Genomic DNA, 15,351 nt, shown 5'->3' with positions numbered 1-15,351 from the left:
GTTCGCTCCTCGGCCCTCGCCGACCGCCTTCGGGCGGCCTCAGATCATCCGGCCGGCACCGATTCCGGGTCCCCGGTGTCCGCGGCCTTGTCACGCGGAGTGTCACGGCCCGCCTTCTCGACGACGGCCTCGTCGGTGGCGCTCTTCTGGACGACGGCCTCCTCGGCGACGCTCTTCTCTGCGGCGCCCTTCTCTGCGGCGCTCTCCTGGACGAGGGCCTCCTCGGCAAGGGCCGTATCGGCGACGGCCGTGTCGACGACCGTCCCCTCCGCGACCGTCTCCGCGGCAACCGACTCCCCGACGACCGTCTTCTCGATGGCGGGCCAGCCGCCCTTAGGCACCAGGGCCACACCCCGCCACCACGGCTCGGACGGAACCGTCTCCGCCGTGGGTTCGAAGGGCTCGCCCGGTCGGGGCAGCGCGACCCGGGCGCCGACCGCGTGGGCGGCGCTGACGGTGCCCTCGCCCGGCTCGGCCCACGGGTGCCCCGCGAGGTTGAACGTGGCCCAGTGGATCGGCATCATCACGCCGGTGGGCCGGTCGCCCTGGAGGTCGAGGTGGGCGCGCATGCCCTCCTCGGGCGTCATGTGGATGTCGGGCCAGAAGTCGCTGTAGGCGCCGATCTGGATCATCGTGGCGTCGAAGGGGCCGTACTCGCTGCCGATGTCCTTGAAGCCCTTGAAATAACCGGTGTCGCCGCTGTGGTAGATCCGGTGCTCGTCGCCCGCCACCACCCAGGAGGCCCAGAGGGTGTGCTGCGTGTTGCGCAGGCCGCGGCCGCAGAAATGCCGGGCGGGTGTGGCGGTGAGGGAGATCCCGCCGACCTTCGTCGTCTCGTGCCAGTCCAGCTCGCGCAGCCGGTCCGCCGGGACGCCCCAGTGCTCCAGATGGGCGCCGACACCGAGGGGCACCGCGAACAGCGTGTCCGTGTCCGCCAGGGCCTTGATCGTGGGCAGGTCGAGGTGGTCGTAGTGGTCGTGGGAGATGACGACCACGTCGACCGGGCCGAGCGCCGCCAGCGGCACGGGCACCGGATGCAGCCGCTTGGGCCCGGCGAAGGCGAACGGGGAGCACCTCTCGCCCCAGACGGGGTCGAAGAGCACCCGGTGTCCGTCGATCTCCGCGAGCACGCTGGAGTGGCCCATCCACGTCAGCCGCAGCCCCGAGGCCGGGGGCGCCGCGAGGTCGGCGAGGGTCGTGGCATGCACGGGCACGACACCCGCGGGAGCCCGCAGGACGCGCTCCTCCTTGCGGAAGTAGGACTTCGCGAACTCGCGCATGGCGCCGTCCGGGCGAGGGGCACCCTCGGGATTGCGGAACACGCCGTCCGCGTAGTTCGGAGATCTGCGGATGCGCTGCATGCGCTCACCACTCGGATCCACGCCGAAGGCGGCGGGGCGCAGAGCACGGAGCCCGGAACTCAGGGAACGGGAGCCGGTCACGGCACCTCCAGTGGGTCGGTCTGAATATCCATTATGGTCGCCGCCTCTGACAGCGCCGGGTCGGGCGCGTGACAGAGCGGTGTCCGTGCCGAGCACGGCGAGGGCCACCCCGTACCCCATCACTCACACCGAAGATCCGTTCAGCACGTCGACAGACACGATTGACAGTTTTGCCCAGCACTTTCGATACTGACCGATCATTCAGTAGCGACGGTGCTGGACCGGCACCGGGACGCAGTGCGCGCCCGGCTTCCAGCCGGTGAAACGTTCCGAAGCCGATCCCTGTTCCCGAGGAGACCCTGTGAACGACCCGGACAGCACCCCTTTGATGTCGCTCACCTGGACCGACCACGTCACGGGCCGTCAGGGGCACCTGGTCGTGGACCGTCTGGTACGCGGTGTCTCCAGCGGCGGGCTGCGGATGCGGGCGGGGTGCACGCTGGCCGAGGTCGCGGGCCTGGCGCGGGGAATGACCATGAAGGAGGCGCTGCACTACAACCCGGAGGGCCGCTACATCCCGCTGGGCGGCGCCAAGGGAGGCATCGACTGCGATCCCCGGGACCCGGAGGCGTACGGCCTGCTCGTGCGCTATCTGCGGGCCATGCGCCCGTACATCGAGCATCACTGGACCACCGGCGAGGACCTCGGGCTCACCCAGGATCTCGTCGACCGGGCCGCGGCGGAGGCGGGCCTCGTGTCGTCGATCCAGGCGGTGTACCCGCTGCTCGACGACGAGGAGACGGCACGCCGGCGGCTGGCGGACGCGTTCGCGGTCGAGGTGGACGGCATCGGCCTGGACGAGCTGGTCGGCGGCTGCGGGGTGGCCGAGGCGGTGCTGGCGGCGCTGGACCGGGCCGGGGTGGCGTACGCGGGTACCCGGGTCGCCGTGCAGGGCCTGGGCACCATGGGCGGGGCCACGGCGCGGTTCCTCACGCGCGCGGGGCTGCGTGTCGTGGCGGTCGCCGACGTGAAGGGCACGATCGCCAACGCCGAGGGACTGGACGTCGACGCGCTGCTCGCCGCGCGGGACGCTTACGGCACGGTCGACCGCTCGGCCCTGCGCCCCGCCGACCGCGAACTGCCCGCTGACGCCTGGCTGTCCGCGGGGGCCGAGGTACTGGTGCCGGCGGCGGTCTCGTACACCGTCGACACCGTCAACCAGGAGCGGATCACCGCCCGTTGGATCGTCGAGGCGGCCAACATGCCCGTCCTTCCCGAGGCGGAGAAACTGCTCGCCGCACGCGGGGTCACCGTCCTGCCGGACGTCGTGGTCAACTCCGGTACCAACGCCTGGTGGTGGTGGACGCTGTTCGGTGACATCGGGGCCGACGCGGAGGAGGCGTTCGCGTACACGCGCCGCTCGATGCGCGCCCTGATCGACCAGACGCTCGCCCGCGCGGAGACCGACGGCTCGACCCCGCGGGCGGCGGCACACGCCATCGTCGCGGACCGCCTGCCGGAGATCGCGGACCGCTTCGGCTGGTACCGCTGAAGCCCCGCCCACCGAAGCCCCCCTCCACACCGGCGCCGGTGCCGCCCCGCGCGGCCGGTAACCACCCCTGCGGCCCCGGGCGGCCCCGGACACGCAATAGGGTTGCCCGGTGGCGAGAGTGCGGTTGGGTGTGGCGGAGCGGCGGCAGGAGTTGCTGCGGGCCGCCATCGGGCAGATCGAGGAGCGCGGTGTGTCCGCGGTGCGGATCGCCGATGTGGCGAACGCGCTCGGCGTGAGCAACGCCCTGGTGCTCTATCACTTCTCCACGAAGGAGAAACTGGTCGCCGCCGCGTTCACGTACGCCGCCGAGGACGACCTCGCCCATCTGCGCAAGCTCCTGGGCCGCCGGACGACGGCCCTGCGGCGGCTGCGGGCCGCCGTGCGCTGGTACGCGCCGACCGGGCAGGCCAAGGGCTGGCGGCTGTGGATCGAGGGCTGGGCGGTGGCCCTGCGCGAGCCCGCGCTGCGGGACGTCACCCGCGATCTGGACCGGCAGTGGAAGGCCGCGCTCACCGAGGTCATCGCCGAGGGCGTGGCCGCGGGCGAGTTCCGGTGCCCAGACCCGACGGCCACGGCACTGCGCCTGACCGCCCTGCTGGACGGGCTGGCCGTGCAGATGACGGCGTACCCGGGCGCTGTCTCGCGCGCCCGCACCCAGCAGTGGGTGGACGAGGCCCTGGCCCGGGAGCTGGGGCTCGACCACGTCGAGCCCCAGACCGCGAACCCCCAGACCGCAGAACCCCGGACTGTCGAGCCCCAAGCCGTCGAGCCCCAGCTTCCGGATGCCTGAGGCAACCATCCAGCGGGCGTTCAGGCACTCACCACGTCAACGTCCACACATCCGGACGTTCAGGCAACCGCCTCTATCCACGACTTGATGTCATGCGGAGACAGGCTTCCCTTCGCCTCCACGCGGTCGCCCGAGGACTCCCCGCGCAGCCGCCGGCCGATCCACGGAACCAGGTACTCGCGCGCCCAGTGGATGTTGTCCCGCCGCATCTCCAGCGTGCCGCGCGGCGGCAGCACGGGCCAGGGCTGGTCCGGGTCCGCGGGCACCTCAAGGCCGAGGACCTGTCCGGCGCGCAGGGCCACCCGGGTGTGCCCCTCCGCCGAGAGGTGGAGCCGGTCGCCGTCCCAGGCCCGCCGGTCCTGGATGGTCTTGAGGGACCACAGGTCGAGCACCGGACAGTTGTACCGGTCCGCGATGGCCCGCAGATGGAGGTTGTACGTGGCGATCTTGCCCCGCATGTGCCGGAGCACGGGTACGCCACGGGTGTCGAAGCCGGTGGTCACGAGGACCGTGCCGACGGCCGACGTGAGGTCGGCGACGGCACGCTCGTAGCGCTCCGCGACCTCGTCGGGATCGGTGCCCGGCCGGATGATGTCGTTGCCGCCCGCACAGAAGGAGACCAGGTCCGGCGCGAGCTCCCTGGCCCGCCGCAACTGGTGCTCGACGATCTGGTCGAGCAGCTTCCCGCGAACCGCGAGGTTGGTGTAATCGAAGTCGCCCTCGGGCCGCCGGTCCGCGAGCAGTACCGCGAACCGGTCGGCCCAGCCGACGAACGCCCCGTCCGGGCCCGGGTCGCCGACGCCCTCGGTGAAGCTGTCCCCCACCGCCACGTACGACCCGATCACTGATCTGTTGTCGTCTTTCGAATCGTCTGCCACGTCGGCCCATGATTCACCTTGGCGTGTGACCTACGCGACCGTAGGAAGGGGTTGACGCCCGGTGAGATAAGCCACTCGTCAAGTGTTGGTCAATCCCGGAATAAGGGGCGCGTTCAGTGACGTTGCCGCAGCTCCCGGACCTGGAAGTCCTGAATCGCGAAGTGGCTCCAGGTGGTCCGGAACGCGAAGTGCCCACGCGTGTACGGCTCCGGGTCGGTGTAGTCGAAGACGAGCCGTCCGTTGTTCCACCACCGGACCGTCGACCCGTCCGAGACGATCCGGACCCGGTGGGGGCGGTTGGCCGTGAGCAGGGGTTCGGTGTAGTCGAGGATCAGCGGCCGTACGCCCGCCTCGCCGACGTACCGGCGCAGCCTGGTCGTGGTGTTGGAGTTGGCCCCGTAACCGACGTAGTAGGTACTGAGCTGGTCGTACTCGGCGAGCGCGCCGCCGCGGGGCGTGGCGAAGAGGTCGTCGGGCGAGCGCGCGTCCGTGGCGTTCCAGAAGTTGTTGAGGTCGGAGACGCGGTCGTTGGCGCCGCCCGCGGAGACCGGTGTGGCGGTGTACTCGATGACGTACGGCCCCCGGAGCGCACGCCGGAACCAGACGGTCGCGCCGCTGGGCACGTCGATGTCCAGGACGCCCCGGGAGGCGGTGACGCTGCCGCCGTCCTGCAGCTCGGTGACCCACTGGCCGAGCCCGTGGCGGAAGTCGTCGCGGGCGATGAGCCGGCCCCGCCCGTGGCGGTCCGCGGCACTCGCCTGTTGTCCGGGCACGAGCGCGGCGAGACCGGCGCCCGCGGCCAGCGCTCCGAACGCTCTGCGTGTGGTGGTCATGCGGGGTTCCTCCGGTGGTCGGGGACGTCGGGGACGGGTCGATCCGCCGACAGAAAGCGCTTGTGGAAGGCACTGGTCACTGTGCCGCCCCCGGCGTCCCGTGTCGATGCTGTCGATGTTTCAACCCCGTGTCGTACGCACCCGGCGACCGGAGCAGTCCGGCTCCGTCGGACTCCGTCCGGTTCCGTCCGGTGGGAGCCCGGACGGAGTCGGCAGCCGCCCCGTTCGGGATCCGGTCAGAGACGGCAGCTGATTTCGAGGCCGTCCTCAACGGGGAACGTGACGCTGTGATAGCCGTTGGCGGTGTCGCGCACGTGGTCGAGGTACGGGCCGAGGTCCGGAAGATCCACGTCGTCGGCGACGACGAGGGTGCCGGGCGCGATGTGTGGCTCAAGGAGCCGCAGGACGGGCAGGCAGAGGTCCTTCCACCCGTCCAGGAACAGGAAGCCGACCGGCTGCGTCAGTGCGGCGAGCGTCTGCAGGGCGTCCCCCTCCAGCACGGTGATCACGTCGTCGAGACCGGTGGCGGCGAAGGTGTCGCGGGCCGCCGCCGCCTTGGTCCGGCTCATCTCCGTGGTGACGACCCGGCCCGTGCCGTTGTCGCGAACGGCGGCGGCCAGGTGGAGCGTGGAGATGCCGTACGAGGTGCCGAACTCGACGACGTTGGCCGGCCTGGTGGCGCGGACGAGGTTGTAGAGGAGTCTGCCGCCGTCGGCGGAGACCGGCATGTAGATCTCCTGCGCCGCGTCGGCGAGTTCCTGCGCCGTCCGTGACCCCCAGTCCTGGGGCCGGTCGCTCCTCAGACGTGACACGGTCTCGTCGTCACGGGCGGCGGCTTCGAACATGCGGGTCAGGGCGGCGGAGACACGTGGTTCCGCGAGGGTGTACGGAGGTGTGGGCATGACGCTGACTCCTTCGGGCGGTGCTGGTGTGCGGGTACGGTGGGGTGGGGTGTCTGGTGTGTACGGGGCGGGTGGGGCGGCGTGGGAGAACGGTCCGCCCTCCCACGCCTCGCCTCACCGGGCCCGCCCCGTCGGGCCGTGTCGCGCTCGCCCCGTCAGGCCGTGTACGCGCCCGCGTCGATGTCCGCGAGCAGGGACGGGCCGGTGGGCTCCCAGGACAGCAGCCGCCTGCTCACGTCGCTGGACGCGGTCATGGTGGAGGCGAAGAAGCTGCCGACGAAGCCGAAATGGGGTCCGGCGTCCCCCGGGGCGACGGAGGCGACCGGCAGGCCGAGGCTGCGGCCGATCGCCTCGGCGATCGCCTTGGTGGTGACGGCCTCCTCGGCGACGGCGTGCAGCCGCGTCCCCGCGGGCGCCTGCTCCATGCCGAGGCGGATGAGGTGGGCCGCGTCGTCGCGGTGCACCGCCGACCAGGCGGCGGAGCCGTCGCCGACGTAACCGGAGACTCCCTTGTCGCGGGCGGCGGCGGTGAGGAAGTTGACGAACCCCCAGTCGCCGTGGCCGTGGACGCTCGGCGCGAACCGCGTGATCACGGTCCGTACGCCCCGGGCCACGTAGTCCAGGGCGAGGTTCTCGCTGCCGCCCCGGTTGGAGTCCGGGCCGACGGCCGGGGAGACGTCGTCCTCGGTGGCGGGACGCCCTTCGACGAGGCCGGAGAGCGGCGCGGCGACCACGAACGGACGGTCGGTCCCGGCGAGGGCGTCACCGAGGGCGCGGACCGCGGCGCGCTCGGAGCGGTCGGACTCGGCGGGGTTGCCCCAGTCGTGCTTGTTGGCCATGTGGATGACCGCGTCCGCCTGGTCGGCGGCTCGCCGCAGCGAGCCGAGGTCGTCCAGGTCGCCGCGGACGACGCCGACGCCCTTGGCCGCGAGGGCCTTCTCCGCCCGGTCGGACCGGGCCAGGCCGATGACCTGGTGGCCTGCGGAGACGAGCTCGTCGACGACGGCTGAGCCGATCCAGCCGGTGGCTCCGGTGACGAATGCACGCATGAGCGTGACCTCCTTCGCCCTGAAAAGGGCAGGTGAGAACGGCAGATGACGGGTGAAGTCGGGTGTGAGTGCGGGTGGGCCTTGCCTGAGCACGGTTCCGACGCCGTGTCAGGTGGTCCGTGGTGTCCCGCCGTTACCGCGGGACGGGCGGCGCCGGGGCGGCCCGGTGGGCGCGGCGGCTGCCGGCGACGACGAGGGCTCCGGCGAGGAGCACGACGAGGGCCGCGACGCGCAGCGCGGTGTCGGCGCCGTGGATGAACGCCTCCGTGACGGCGGTGTGGTCGGCCGGGCTCAGCGTGAGCGCTTCCTGCACCGTGCGCGGAACCGGCGTGTGCCGGCTCAGGCCGGCGGGCAGGTGGTGCGTGAATCCGGCGGTGAGGACGGTGCCGACGACGGCCACCCCCAGAGCGCTGCCCAGTTCACGGGTCGCGGACTGCAGCCCGCCGGCGATGCCCGCCCGCTCCACGGGCAGGGCCGAGGCGATCTGTGCGGTCAGACAGGGCGCGGCCAGCATGATGCCGAGGCCGATGACGAACAGACCGGCCGCGTACACGGGATAGGCCATGGTCGAGGCGTACGAGAGGCCGAGCAGACCGGTGCCGGTGAGCGCGAAGGCCGCGGCGAGTGTCGCGGGGTTGCCGATACGGCGGATCAGCCCGGGTACGTAACGGGTGCCCAGCAGGAGCGGGACGGTCAGCGGGATGATCCCGAGCCCTGCCTGCAGCACGGAGAAGCCGCGTCCGTACTGAAGGAGTGAGGCGTTGACGTAGAAGAGCCCGAAGTTCCCGAAGAACGTGAGGGTCATACCGAGGGCGGCGCCGCCGAGTGCCGGGCTGCGGAACAGGCGCGGGTCGAGCATGGGGTGGGGGACGCGCAGTTCGACCCGTACCCAGCACAGACCCAGCAGCACGCTGCAGGCGAAGGCGGTGAGCACGACCGTGCTGCCCCAGCCCTGTTCCGGCCCCTCGATGATTGCGGCCAGCAGTGCCACGACGGCCGCCACGAACAGCAGCGTGCCGGGCACGTCGAGGGTGCGTTCGGAGCGGGCGCTGCGCGGTGCGGTCCGGGCCGTCCACGCCAGGCAGCAGACCGCTATGAGGGCGACCGACAGGAACAGCGTGCGCCAGGAGCTCGTACTCAGCACCGCCCCGCCTCCGACGTTGCCGACGACGCCGCCGACGCCGGAGGCCGCCGCCCACACGGCCAGCGCGTGGGGGCGCCGCTCGGGGGCGGTGGCGTGCAGGAGGATGCCGACACAGTTCGGCAGGACGCAGGCGGCGCCGAGGCCCGTGACGGCACGCCCTGTCAGCATGATCGGCACGTTCGGCGCCACGGCCGACACGACGGCGCCGAACGCGACCGTGCCGAGCCCCGCCATGAGGACGCCCTTGCGGCCGAACTTGTCGCCGGCCGCACCGGCGGGGATGACCAGACAGGCGAAGACCACCACGTAGGCGTCGACGATCCACAGCAGGTTCGACGACGTCGGTCGCAGTGAACTCGCGGCCAGTTGCGGCACCGCCAGGTTGATCGCGGCGACGAATCCGACCACCAGGGCGGTGCACACACTCACGCAGGCGAGCACGGTCCCGGACCGCCGCGCCGGGCGCAGGGTGCCTTCCAGTGTGGACGTCATGGCTCTCGATTCCTGTCGTGGATCACGGAACACGAAGCACGGCCGGACACCGCCCGACAGGCCCGTCCCGGGACAGGTCGAGGCAGGCCCGGGCACTCACTTCCGAGTCACCGTGCACCGTAAAGATAACACATACGAGACACCGTGACTCGTATAGACTTGCGGCATGGTGGATGGAAGTGGCCGCGGTCGGCCCCGCAGTGAGAGCGCACGGGCCGCCGTGCTGCACGCCGTCGACGACCTCCTGGTGGAGGTGGGGTACGCGGCCCTGACCATGAAGGGCATCGCCGAGCGGGCGGGCGTGGGCCGGCAGACCGTGTACCGCTGGTGGTCGAACAAGGCGGAGGTTCTCTACGAGGCCAGCGCCATCGACGCCCGGCAGGAACTGTCCGTGCCCCGCAGCGGCGATCCCCGCAAGGACCTCAAGGCCTATCTCGACGCCCTCGTCGGCTTCCTGGCCCGCTCCGACGCGGGCGCGGCCTACCGTGCCCTCATGGGCGAGGCCCAGCACGACGCGGAGGTCGCGGCGCTGCTCGCGTCCCACGACATCCTCGGGGAGAGCGCCGCCGAGGTCGTGGAGGCGGTCCGGAAGCCGAGCGGCACCGCGCTCTCACTCGAACAGGCGACCGCGCTCCTGATCGGCCCGCCCTTCTTCCACATCCTGACCGGACGCGGCGCGGACGGCCTCGACACCGAGCAGCTCACGGAGCAGTTCGTGCGCGCCCTGAACCATGCGGGGGCCTGACACGCCCCCGCCCGCCCCTGTCAGCCGTTGAGCAGCCGTCCGGCCCGGGACATGCCGAAGGCCGGACCCCGGGGATCACAGGGTCCGGCCTTCGGAGATTCACATCGGCCGACGTCGGTCGACGCCCGTGGGCGTCAGTCCGCGTCAGACAGCGCCGGAGGGCGTCAGACGGAGACGCCCTTGGCGCGCAGGTACGCCAGCGGGTCCACGTCCGAGCCGTAGTCCGGGGTGGTGCGGATCTCGAAGTGCAGGTGCGGGCCGGTGACGTTGCCCGTGGCACCCGAGAGGCCGACCTGCTGTCCGCCGGTCACGGTCTGACCGGCCGAGACGGAGAGGGAGGACAGGTGGGCGTACTGGGCGTAGTGGCCGTCGGCGAGCTGGATGACGACCTGGTTGCCGTACGCGCCGCCCCATCCGGCGGAGACGACCGTGCCCACGCCGACGGACTTGAGCGCGGTACCGGTGGGCACCACGAAGTCGACACCGGTGTGGTAGCCGCTGGACCACATGCTGCCGGACATCTTGTACGAGGTGCCGATGGACGCCCCCGTGACCGGCAGCGTGAAGCCGGTGGCCGTCGAGGTGTCCGCCGCCTTGGACGCCGTGGTCGTCTTCTTGGCCGCGGGCTTCTCGGCGGCCTTGTCGGACGACTTGGAGGCGGTGGAGTCGGAGCTGGACGCCGCCGCCTTGCCGCCGAGGGCGAGCTTCAGGCCCGGGTGGATGAGGGACGGGTCGCCGCCGATGGACGTGCGGTTGTCCGAGTACAGCTTCTTCCAGCCACCGCTGACGTCCTGCGTGTCGGCGATCTTCGACAGGGAGTCGCCCGAACGCACGGCGTACGTCCTGGTCGCGACCTTCTTCGCTTCGGCCTTCTTCGCCTCGGCCTGCTTCTCGGCGGTCGGAGCGGCGGCGGCGGACTTGCTCGCGATGTTCGAGACGTTCGCGGCGCTCGCCACGGAATCGGCGGCGGTCTGCGGAGTCGCGGCGTGCGCTCCGGCGGCGCCGAGCAGCGGGAGGGCGAGAGCCGCGCCCCCGGTTCCGGCCACGGCCATGGAACGCGAGAAACGCTGGGACTTGGGACGGCGGTGCTTACCCTTCGCGGGCATGACGAATTCCTCTCCGGCGCCTGCGAGGTGAGCTGTCGGGTGCGAGCTGGAGATGCCCGGCCGTGCTTTCGCACGACTTAACCCCAAGCCGTTCCGGAGACCGGAACAGGCGTCTTACCTGTGGGTCCCCCGCTCCTGCCACGTACGGGTGAGTGCGGATTCCGGGCGGCGGCAGGATTGGGCGTCCGTCCGGATTGGAGGTGAACGTAAGCGACATGAAGAGGCGCAAACAAGCTTGGGGGTTTCCTGTGTGCCCCGTTTTCTTGATCCTCGACCGAAATACCGGTCACCCTGTGTGAATGCGGTCTATCCACCGCTTGTTAAAGCCCTGCAAACAAAGCGGACTTACGTGAGCATGGCGACAGCGGAACGTCACGGATATGACGCTGCTCACCAAGGACCGCCCCAGGAGCCTTCACTCCGGCGCGAGTTGGAACGAAGGCTCCATTACGGACACAACAGTCAGATGCGACGCAGCCGGATAACTGACGCATCGAGGTCTCCCCGCAGCCCCGTCCGCAACCCGTGGTGCAACAGCACCGCGCCTCGGTGGACTTCACCCGTTTCGAGGCATTCGTACGATGCCGACGGGTCGAGGCCCCGCAGCCGCACCGGCAGGGCCGGCTCACCGTAGTGCTGGGCTTGGAGCCAGGCGAGGACGACGACCTCGCCGTCACGGACATACTGGACGGCGCTCAGTCCGCCCTGCGGCGCCCGCAGCCGATGGAGCTCGCCGCCCTGCACGACGGGCCTGATCTCCTTGTAGAGCTCCACCCAGGTCCGCGCCTCGGCCAGCTCCTCCTCGGTCCAGCGGGTGAGGTCGCCGCCGACGCCGAGCACCCCGGCCATCGCGCTCACGAAGCGGAAGCGCAACGAGCTGACACGTCCGTTGAGCTGTGTGTTCGGGCTGTCGGTGACCCAGGCGGCCATGGCCCGCGCGGGATGCACCTGGCTGAAGCCGTGCTGGATGGCGAGCCGGTCGAGCGGGTCCGTGTTGTCGGAGGTCCACACCTGGTCCGTACGGGCCATGATCCCGAGGTCGATCCGGCCGCCGCCGCCCGAGCAGGACTCGAAGGCGACACCCGGGTGGGCGGTCCGCAGCCGGTCCAACAGCTTGTACAGGGCGTGCACATGGTCCACCCACAGCCGTTGCGGGTAGGCCTCGCCGGGCCAGCCCGCGTCGGTGAAGGCGCGGTTGAAGTCCCACTTCACGTAGTCGATCGGGGCACTGGAGAGCAGCGCGTCGAGCTGTTCCCACAGGTACTCCTGGACGTCCTCGCGGGCGAGGTTGAGCACGAGCTGATTGCGCAGTTCCGTCCGCTTTCGTCCCGGCTGGAACTGCACCCAGTCCGGGTGCGCGCGGTACAGCTCGCTGTCCGGATTGACCATCTCGGGCTCGACCCAGATGCCGAACTGCATCCCGAGCCCGTGCACGTAGTCGCTCAGCGGCTTCAGTCCGCCCGGGAAGCGGTCCCGGTTGACCGTCCAGTCGCCGAGGCCGGCCCGGTCGCTGGTGCGCGCCCCGAACCAGCCGTCGTCGACCACGAACAGCTCGACGCCCGCCCCGGCGGCCCGGCGGGCGAGCGCCCGCTGCTGCTCCTCGGAGATGTCGAACTCCGTGGCCTCCCAGGAGTTGTAGAGCACGGGCCGGTCCTGCTCCGCGTCCGGGATCACGTACGCGCGCTGGTACGCGTGCCAGGCGCGGCTCGCCCCGCCGAAGCCGCCGTCGCTCCACAGCCCCGCGAAGACGGGAGTGACGAAGGTCTCCCCCGGCTCCAGCCGCAGCAGGCCCGAGTCGTCGTACCCGGCCCCGCCGGTGATCTGCACGCGCGCGTCGGGCAGTTGGGCCACCGCGATCCGCCAGGTGCCCGACCAGGCGAGCGCGCAGCCGTAGACCTCGCCCAGCTCCTCGGTGGCCGTGCCGTCCGCGTCCAGGGCCACCCAGGGCAGGTGCTGGTGCCCGGTGTGCCCGCGCCGACTGCCGATGATCTTCTCGCCGTACGTCAGCTCGGAGCGCACGAGCCGGGACTCGGCCGCCCACCGTCCGTGCAGCTGGGACAGCCGCCACCCGTCGCGCTGCGGGAGCGTCCAGGTCGCGGAGTCGGCGCGCAGCACCTCCAGGGCGGGCCCTTCGTTGGCGAGGGTCACCCAGCGCTCGACGACGTCGGTGCCTGCCCGCATCCGGTAGTGCAGGGTGATGCCGAGCCCGGAGTCGGAGAACCGCAGCCGCAGCTCGTCACCGCCGGCCCCCTCGGCCGCCTCTCCGTCGGCGGTCTCCCCCTCGACGATCGCGTACCCCTCGAAGCGCCATTCGGTGCCGCGCCGGTCCGGCGTGCGCACCGACAGCGCGGGCCGTACGAAGCGGGGGCCGCCCTCGACCGGGTACTCCTCGTGGCCGTCGAGGGTCGCCTCGAACGCCCAGTACTCGGGACCCGGGCCCGCGGCGAGCGCCTCGGCGTCGGGGAGCGCGATCCTCGGGCCCCAGTGCAGATGAAGCAGCTCGTCCTCGTCACCGAGCCGCAGGCCGTAACTGCTCGTGGGCCCCGAAAGAAGCCACGTACGGCCGTCTGCGCCGATCTCTACCATCAAGCCCTCACATATTCGAACAGGCACGCTCAAGCCCCAACATCATCAGGGCCGACCTGCCCTTCGGGCAACGCCTGTGGACAACTCATTGGCCCACGAACCGATGTCGTATCGTCGGATACGCACCTCGCCGACGAGCCGCGTCGGTGGCCGAGGGGAGGAGCCCCCGTGACGCAGCAGGTCCCGTCGACCGAGCCCGAGCTGACCGGCGTACGCAACTTCCGCGATGTGGGCGGCCTGCCGACGGCGGACGGTCGGCGGGTGGCGTACGGGCGGCTGTTCCGCAGCGGCCACCTCGCGCACGCGACGCCCTCAGACGCCGCGTTCCTCGCCTCGCTGGGCCTGCACACGATCTTCGACTTCCGCAACGCGGCGGACCAGAAGCTGGAGGGCGCCGACGTCGAGCTGCCCGGCGTGCGGAACGTGAACCTCCCGCTGACGGACCCCGCCGACGGCGCCGAGTTCTGGAAGATGGTCCGCGACGGGAACCTGGACGAGCTGCGCGGGCTGCTCTCGGACGGCCGGGCGGCGAACCGCATGATCGCGTCCTACCGCACGATCATCAAGCACCGCACGGCCGAGCACCGGCAGGTGCTGCACTCACTGGCGGAGGACAGCGTCCCGGCCCTGATGCACTGCGCGGCGGGCAAGGACCGGGCCGGTCTCTCCGTCGCCGTGACGCTCCTCGCGGTGGGCGTCGAGCGCGAGGCGATCGTGACGGACTACCTGGAGTCGAACGCGGCGCACCGCCGCTACAAGGTGCACCGCAGCAGCTCCGCCTCCTCCGCGTACACCCCCGAGGTGATGGAGCTGCTCGGCCCGCTCTTCGACGCACGCGCCGAGTACCTGGCGGCGGCGTTCGACACGATCGAGGAGACCTGGGGCGGGGTCGACGCGTACCTGCAGCAGGCGCTCGACGTGACCCCCGAGATACGGGAGCGGCTGCGGCAGCGGTTCCTCGACTGACCGGGCCGCCGCCCCGGTCCGCTACTGGTTCTCGGCCCCCAGCGTGAACAGCAGGTAGATGAAGGCGGCGAAGACGTGCCCGACCGCCACATAGATGATGAGCCGCACCCACAGCGCGCGCGGGAACTTCTCCTCGATGTCCTTCATGAGGATTCTCCTGGAATCGTCGTCGGCCCGAGGCACAGCGCGGCCGTCGGACTCTGCAGCAGGGTGTGTACGAAGAGGAGCTCGGCCCCGTCCCGGTCCGCGGCGGCGATCCGGTGCGGGGTCAGCGAGTCGAAGTGGGCGCTGTCGCCGGGTTCGAGGACGTGCGCGGTGTCGCCGAGGCGCAGGCGCAGCCGTCCCTGGAGGACGTACAGCCACTCCTCGCCCGGGTGGACCCGCACGATGTCGCCCTGCGCCCCGTAGGGGACGTGCACGCGCAGGGACTGCATGCCGCGTCCGGCGGCGCCGGCCTGCCAGTACGTCCAACCGCCGGCCTTCGTGGGCTCCATGTCGGCGGACCGCACGACGGCGTCCCGCTCGGTGACCGTCTCGCCGAGCAGGTCGGAGACGGTGGTGCCGTAGATGCGGGCGAGGGCGAGCAGCATCGGCAGGGAGGGCTGGCGCTGGCCGGTCTCCAGCCGGGAGAGATGCGCGGGGGAGAGTCCGGCCGCTGCTGCCGCGGACTCCAGGGTGAGGGTTGCGCGGCGGCGCAGGGCGCGTAGCTGGGGGGCGACGGTGGGGTGCGTACCCTTGTCAGGGTTCATGCCTCAATTGAGCCGCAGGGTTGCCTCTGAGGCAAATAACTTGCCTGAGAGGCAACAAGGCGCGGGGTGCGGGCCGGTGGGGGCTGGCCGCGCAGTTCCCCGCGCCCCTAAAGACGAAAAGATTGCGCAGTTCCCCGCGCCCCCAGAGGGGGCGAAGGCGCAGCCGAGCCCTTAAGG

At 71.3% G+C, this 15,351-nt stretch carries 14 protein-coding genes and 1 riboswitch; of the genes, 4 read left to right on the top strand and 10 right to left on the bottom strand.

The window, feature by feature from the left end; all coding sequences use genetic code 11:
- Positions 1-44 precede the first annotated feature (44 nt).
- Complete coding sequence (locus tag ACFVH5_RS40450; RefSeq protein WP_385838675.1) at positions 45-1,442, bottom strand: MBL fold metallo-hydrolase; 1,398 nt, start codon at positions 1,440-1,442, stop codon at positions 45-47.
- A gap of 328 nt (positions 1,443-1,770) precedes the next feature.
- Here ACFVH5_RS40450 and ACFVH5_RS40445 point away from each other — a divergent pair, with 328 nt between their 5' ends.
- Positions 1,771-2,934 carry a Glu/Leu/Phe/Val dehydrogenase dimerization domain-containing protein gene (locus ACFVH5_RS40445; protein ID WP_385838677.1) on the top strand — a complete coding sequence of 388 codons (1,164 nt, stop codon included), beginning with the start codon at positions 1,771-1,773 and terminating at the stop codon, positions 2,932-2,934.
- Between the two features lie 109 nt (positions 2,935-3,043).
- Positions 3,044-3,724 carry a TetR/AcrR family transcriptional regulator gene (locus tag ACFVH5_RS40440; protein WP_385838674.1) on the top strand — a complete coding sequence of 227 codons (681 nt, stop codon included), beginning with the start codon at positions 3,044-3,046 and terminating at the stop codon, positions 3,722-3,724.
- Positions 3,725-3,783: 59 nt separating this feature from the next.
- Here ACFVH5_RS40440 and ACFVH5_RS40435 read toward each other — a convergent pair whose 3' ends face one another.
- The 5 genes from ACFVH5_RS40435 to ACFVH5_RS40415 all read right to left on the bottom strand — a co-directional run bounded on the left by ACFVH5_RS40435 (position 3,784) and on the right by ACFVH5_RS40415 (position 9,022).
- Positions 3,784-4,569 carry an SGNH/GDSL hydrolase family protein gene (locus ACFVH5_RS40435; RefSeq protein ID WP_384804111.1) on the bottom strand — a complete coding sequence of 262 codons (786 nt, stop codon included), beginning with the start codon at positions 4,567-4,569 and terminating at the stop codon, positions 3,784-3,786.
- Positions 4,570-4,715: 146 nt separating this feature from the next.
- Positions 4,716-5,435, bottom strand: coding sequence for a DUF6250 domain-containing protein (locus tag ACFVH5_RS40430; protein ID WP_385838673.1), 720 nt, complete (start codon positions 5,433-5,435; stop codon positions 4,716-4,718).
- 236 nt (positions 5,436-5,671) lie between these two features.
- On the bottom strand, positions 5,672-6,337 hold the full coding sequence (locus ACFVH5_RS40425; protein ID WP_385838672.1) for an O-methyltransferase: 666 nt from the start codon (positions 6,335-6,337) through the stop codon (positions 5,672-5,674).
- Positions 6,338-6,492: 155 nt separating this feature from the next.
- The gene (locus ACFVH5_RS40420; protein WP_385838671.1) at positions 6,493-7,386 is read right to left on the bottom strand and encodes an SDR family oxidoreductase; all 894 of its coding nucleotides are present in this window, start codon (positions 7,384-7,386) and stop codon (positions 6,493-6,495) included.
- Between the two features lie 133 nt (positions 7,387-7,519).
- A complete protein-coding gene (locus tag ACFVH5_RS40415) occupies positions 7,520-9,022 on the bottom strand; it encodes an MFS transporter (RefSeq protein WP_385838670.1) in 1,503 nt (500 codons plus the stop codon).
- 166 nt (positions 9,023-9,188) lie between these two features.
- Here ACFVH5_RS40415 and ACFVH5_RS40410 point away from each other — a divergent pair, with 166 nt between their 5' ends.
- Complete coding sequence (locus ACFVH5_RS40410) at positions 9,189-9,767, top strand: TetR/AcrR family transcriptional regulator (RefSeq protein WP_385838669.1); 579 nt, start codon at positions 9,189-9,191, stop codon at positions 9,765-9,767.
- A gap of 164 nt (positions 9,768-9,931) precedes the next feature.
- Here ACFVH5_RS40410 and ACFVH5_RS40405 read toward each other — a convergent pair whose 3' ends face one another.
- Positions 9,932-10,873, bottom strand: a complete 942-nt coding sequence (locus tag ACFVH5_RS40405) for a peptidoglycan DD-metalloendopeptidase family protein (RefSeq protein WP_385838668.1) — start codon at positions 10,871-10,873, stop codon at positions 9,932-9,934.
- A gap of 4 nt (positions 10,874-10,877) precedes the next feature.
- A riboswitch (cyclic di-AMP (ydaO/yuaA leader) is annotated at positions 10,878-11,051 on the bottom strand.
- A gap of 284 nt (positions 11,052-11,335) precedes the next feature.
- Positions 11,336-13,459: an alpha-galactosidase gene (locus ACFVH5_RS40400; protein WP_385838676.1), complete on the bottom strand. Its 2,124-nt coding sequence runs from the start codon at positions 13,457-13,459 to the stop codon at positions 11,336-11,338.
- Between the two features lie 168 nt (positions 13,460-13,627).
- On the opposite strand from ACFVH5_RS40400, the gene ACFVH5_RS40395 reads away from it, so the two are divergent.
- The gene (locus ACFVH5_RS40395; protein ID WP_385838667.1) at positions 13,628-14,425 is read left to right on the top strand and encodes a tyrosine-protein phosphatase; all 798 of its coding nucleotides are present in this window, start codon (positions 13,628-13,630) and stop codon (positions 14,423-14,425) included.
- A gap of 21 nt (positions 14,426-14,446) precedes the next feature.
- On the opposite strand, the gene ACFVH5_RS40390 is transcribed toward ACFVH5_RS40395, so the two are convergent.
- Both ACFVH5_RS40390 and ACFVH5_RS40385 read right to left on the bottom strand, forming a co-directional pair.
- Positions 14,447-14,572: a DUF6126 family protein gene (locus tag ACFVH5_RS40390; protein WP_384803876.1), complete on the bottom strand. Its 126-nt coding sequence runs from the start codon at positions 14,570-14,572 to the stop codon at positions 14,447-14,449.
- Entirely contained in the window at positions 14,569-15,174 is a 606-nt protein-coding gene (locus ACFVH5_RS40385) for a helix-turn-helix domain-containing protein (protein WP_385838666.1), read from the bottom strand. The genes ACFVH5_RS40390 and ACFVH5_RS40385 overlap by 4 nt, the downstream gene beginning before the upstream one ends.
- Positions 15,175-15,351 lie beyond the last annotated feature (177 nt).

This window comes from Streptomyces sp. NPDC127119, assembly GCF_042677425.1.
In the GTDB taxonomy this organism is placed as follows: domain Bacteria; phylum Actinomycetota; class Actinomycetes; order Streptomycetales; family Streptomycetaceae; genus Streptomyces.
The sequence above is the reverse complement of the archived record's forward strand: the minus strand, read 5'-3'. Positions and strand labels throughout refer to the sequence as shown.

Coding starts and splice junctions, on each gene's coding strand:
- ACFVH5_RS40425 (WP_385838672.1), bottom strand. CDS start 6,337: ATGCCCACACCTCCGTACACCCTCGCGGAACCACGTGTCTCCGCCGCC.
- ACFVH5_RS40400 (WP_385838676.1), bottom strand. CDS start 13,459: ATGGTAGAGATCGGCGCAGACGGCCGTACGTGGCTTCTTTCGGGGCCC.
- ACFVH5_RS40385 (WP_385838666.1), bottom strand. CDS start 15,174: ATGAACCCTGACAAGGGTACGCACCCCACCGTCGCCCCCCAGCTACGC.
- ACFVH5_RS40415 (WP_385838670.1), bottom strand. CDS start 9,022: ATGACGTCCACACTGGAAGGCACCCTGCGCCCGGCGCGGCGGTCCGGG.
- ACFVH5_RS40390 (WP_384803876.1), bottom strand. CDS start 14,572: ATGAAGGACATCGAGGAGAAGTTCCCGCGCGCGCTGTGGGTGCGGCTC.
- ACFVH5_RS40430 (WP_385838673.1), bottom strand. CDS start 5,435: ATGACCACCACACGCAGAGCGTTCGGAGCGCTGGCCGCGGGCGCCGGT.
- ACFVH5_RS40420 (WP_385838671.1), bottom strand. CDS start 7,386: ATGCGTGCATTCGTCACCGGAGCCACCGGCTGGATCGGCTCAGCCGTC.
- ACFVH5_RS40405 (WP_385838668.1), bottom strand. CDS start 10,873: ATGCCCGCGAAGGGTAAGCACCGCCGTCCCAAGTCCCAGCGTTTCTCG.
- ACFVH5_RS40410 (WP_385838669.1), top strand. CDS start 9,189: ATGGTGGATGGAAGTGGCCGCGGTCGGCCCCGCAGTGAGAGCGCACGG.
- ACFVH5_RS40445 (WP_385838677.1), top strand. CDS start 1,771: ATGTCGCTCACCTGGACCGACCACGTCACGGGCCGTCAGGGGCACCTG.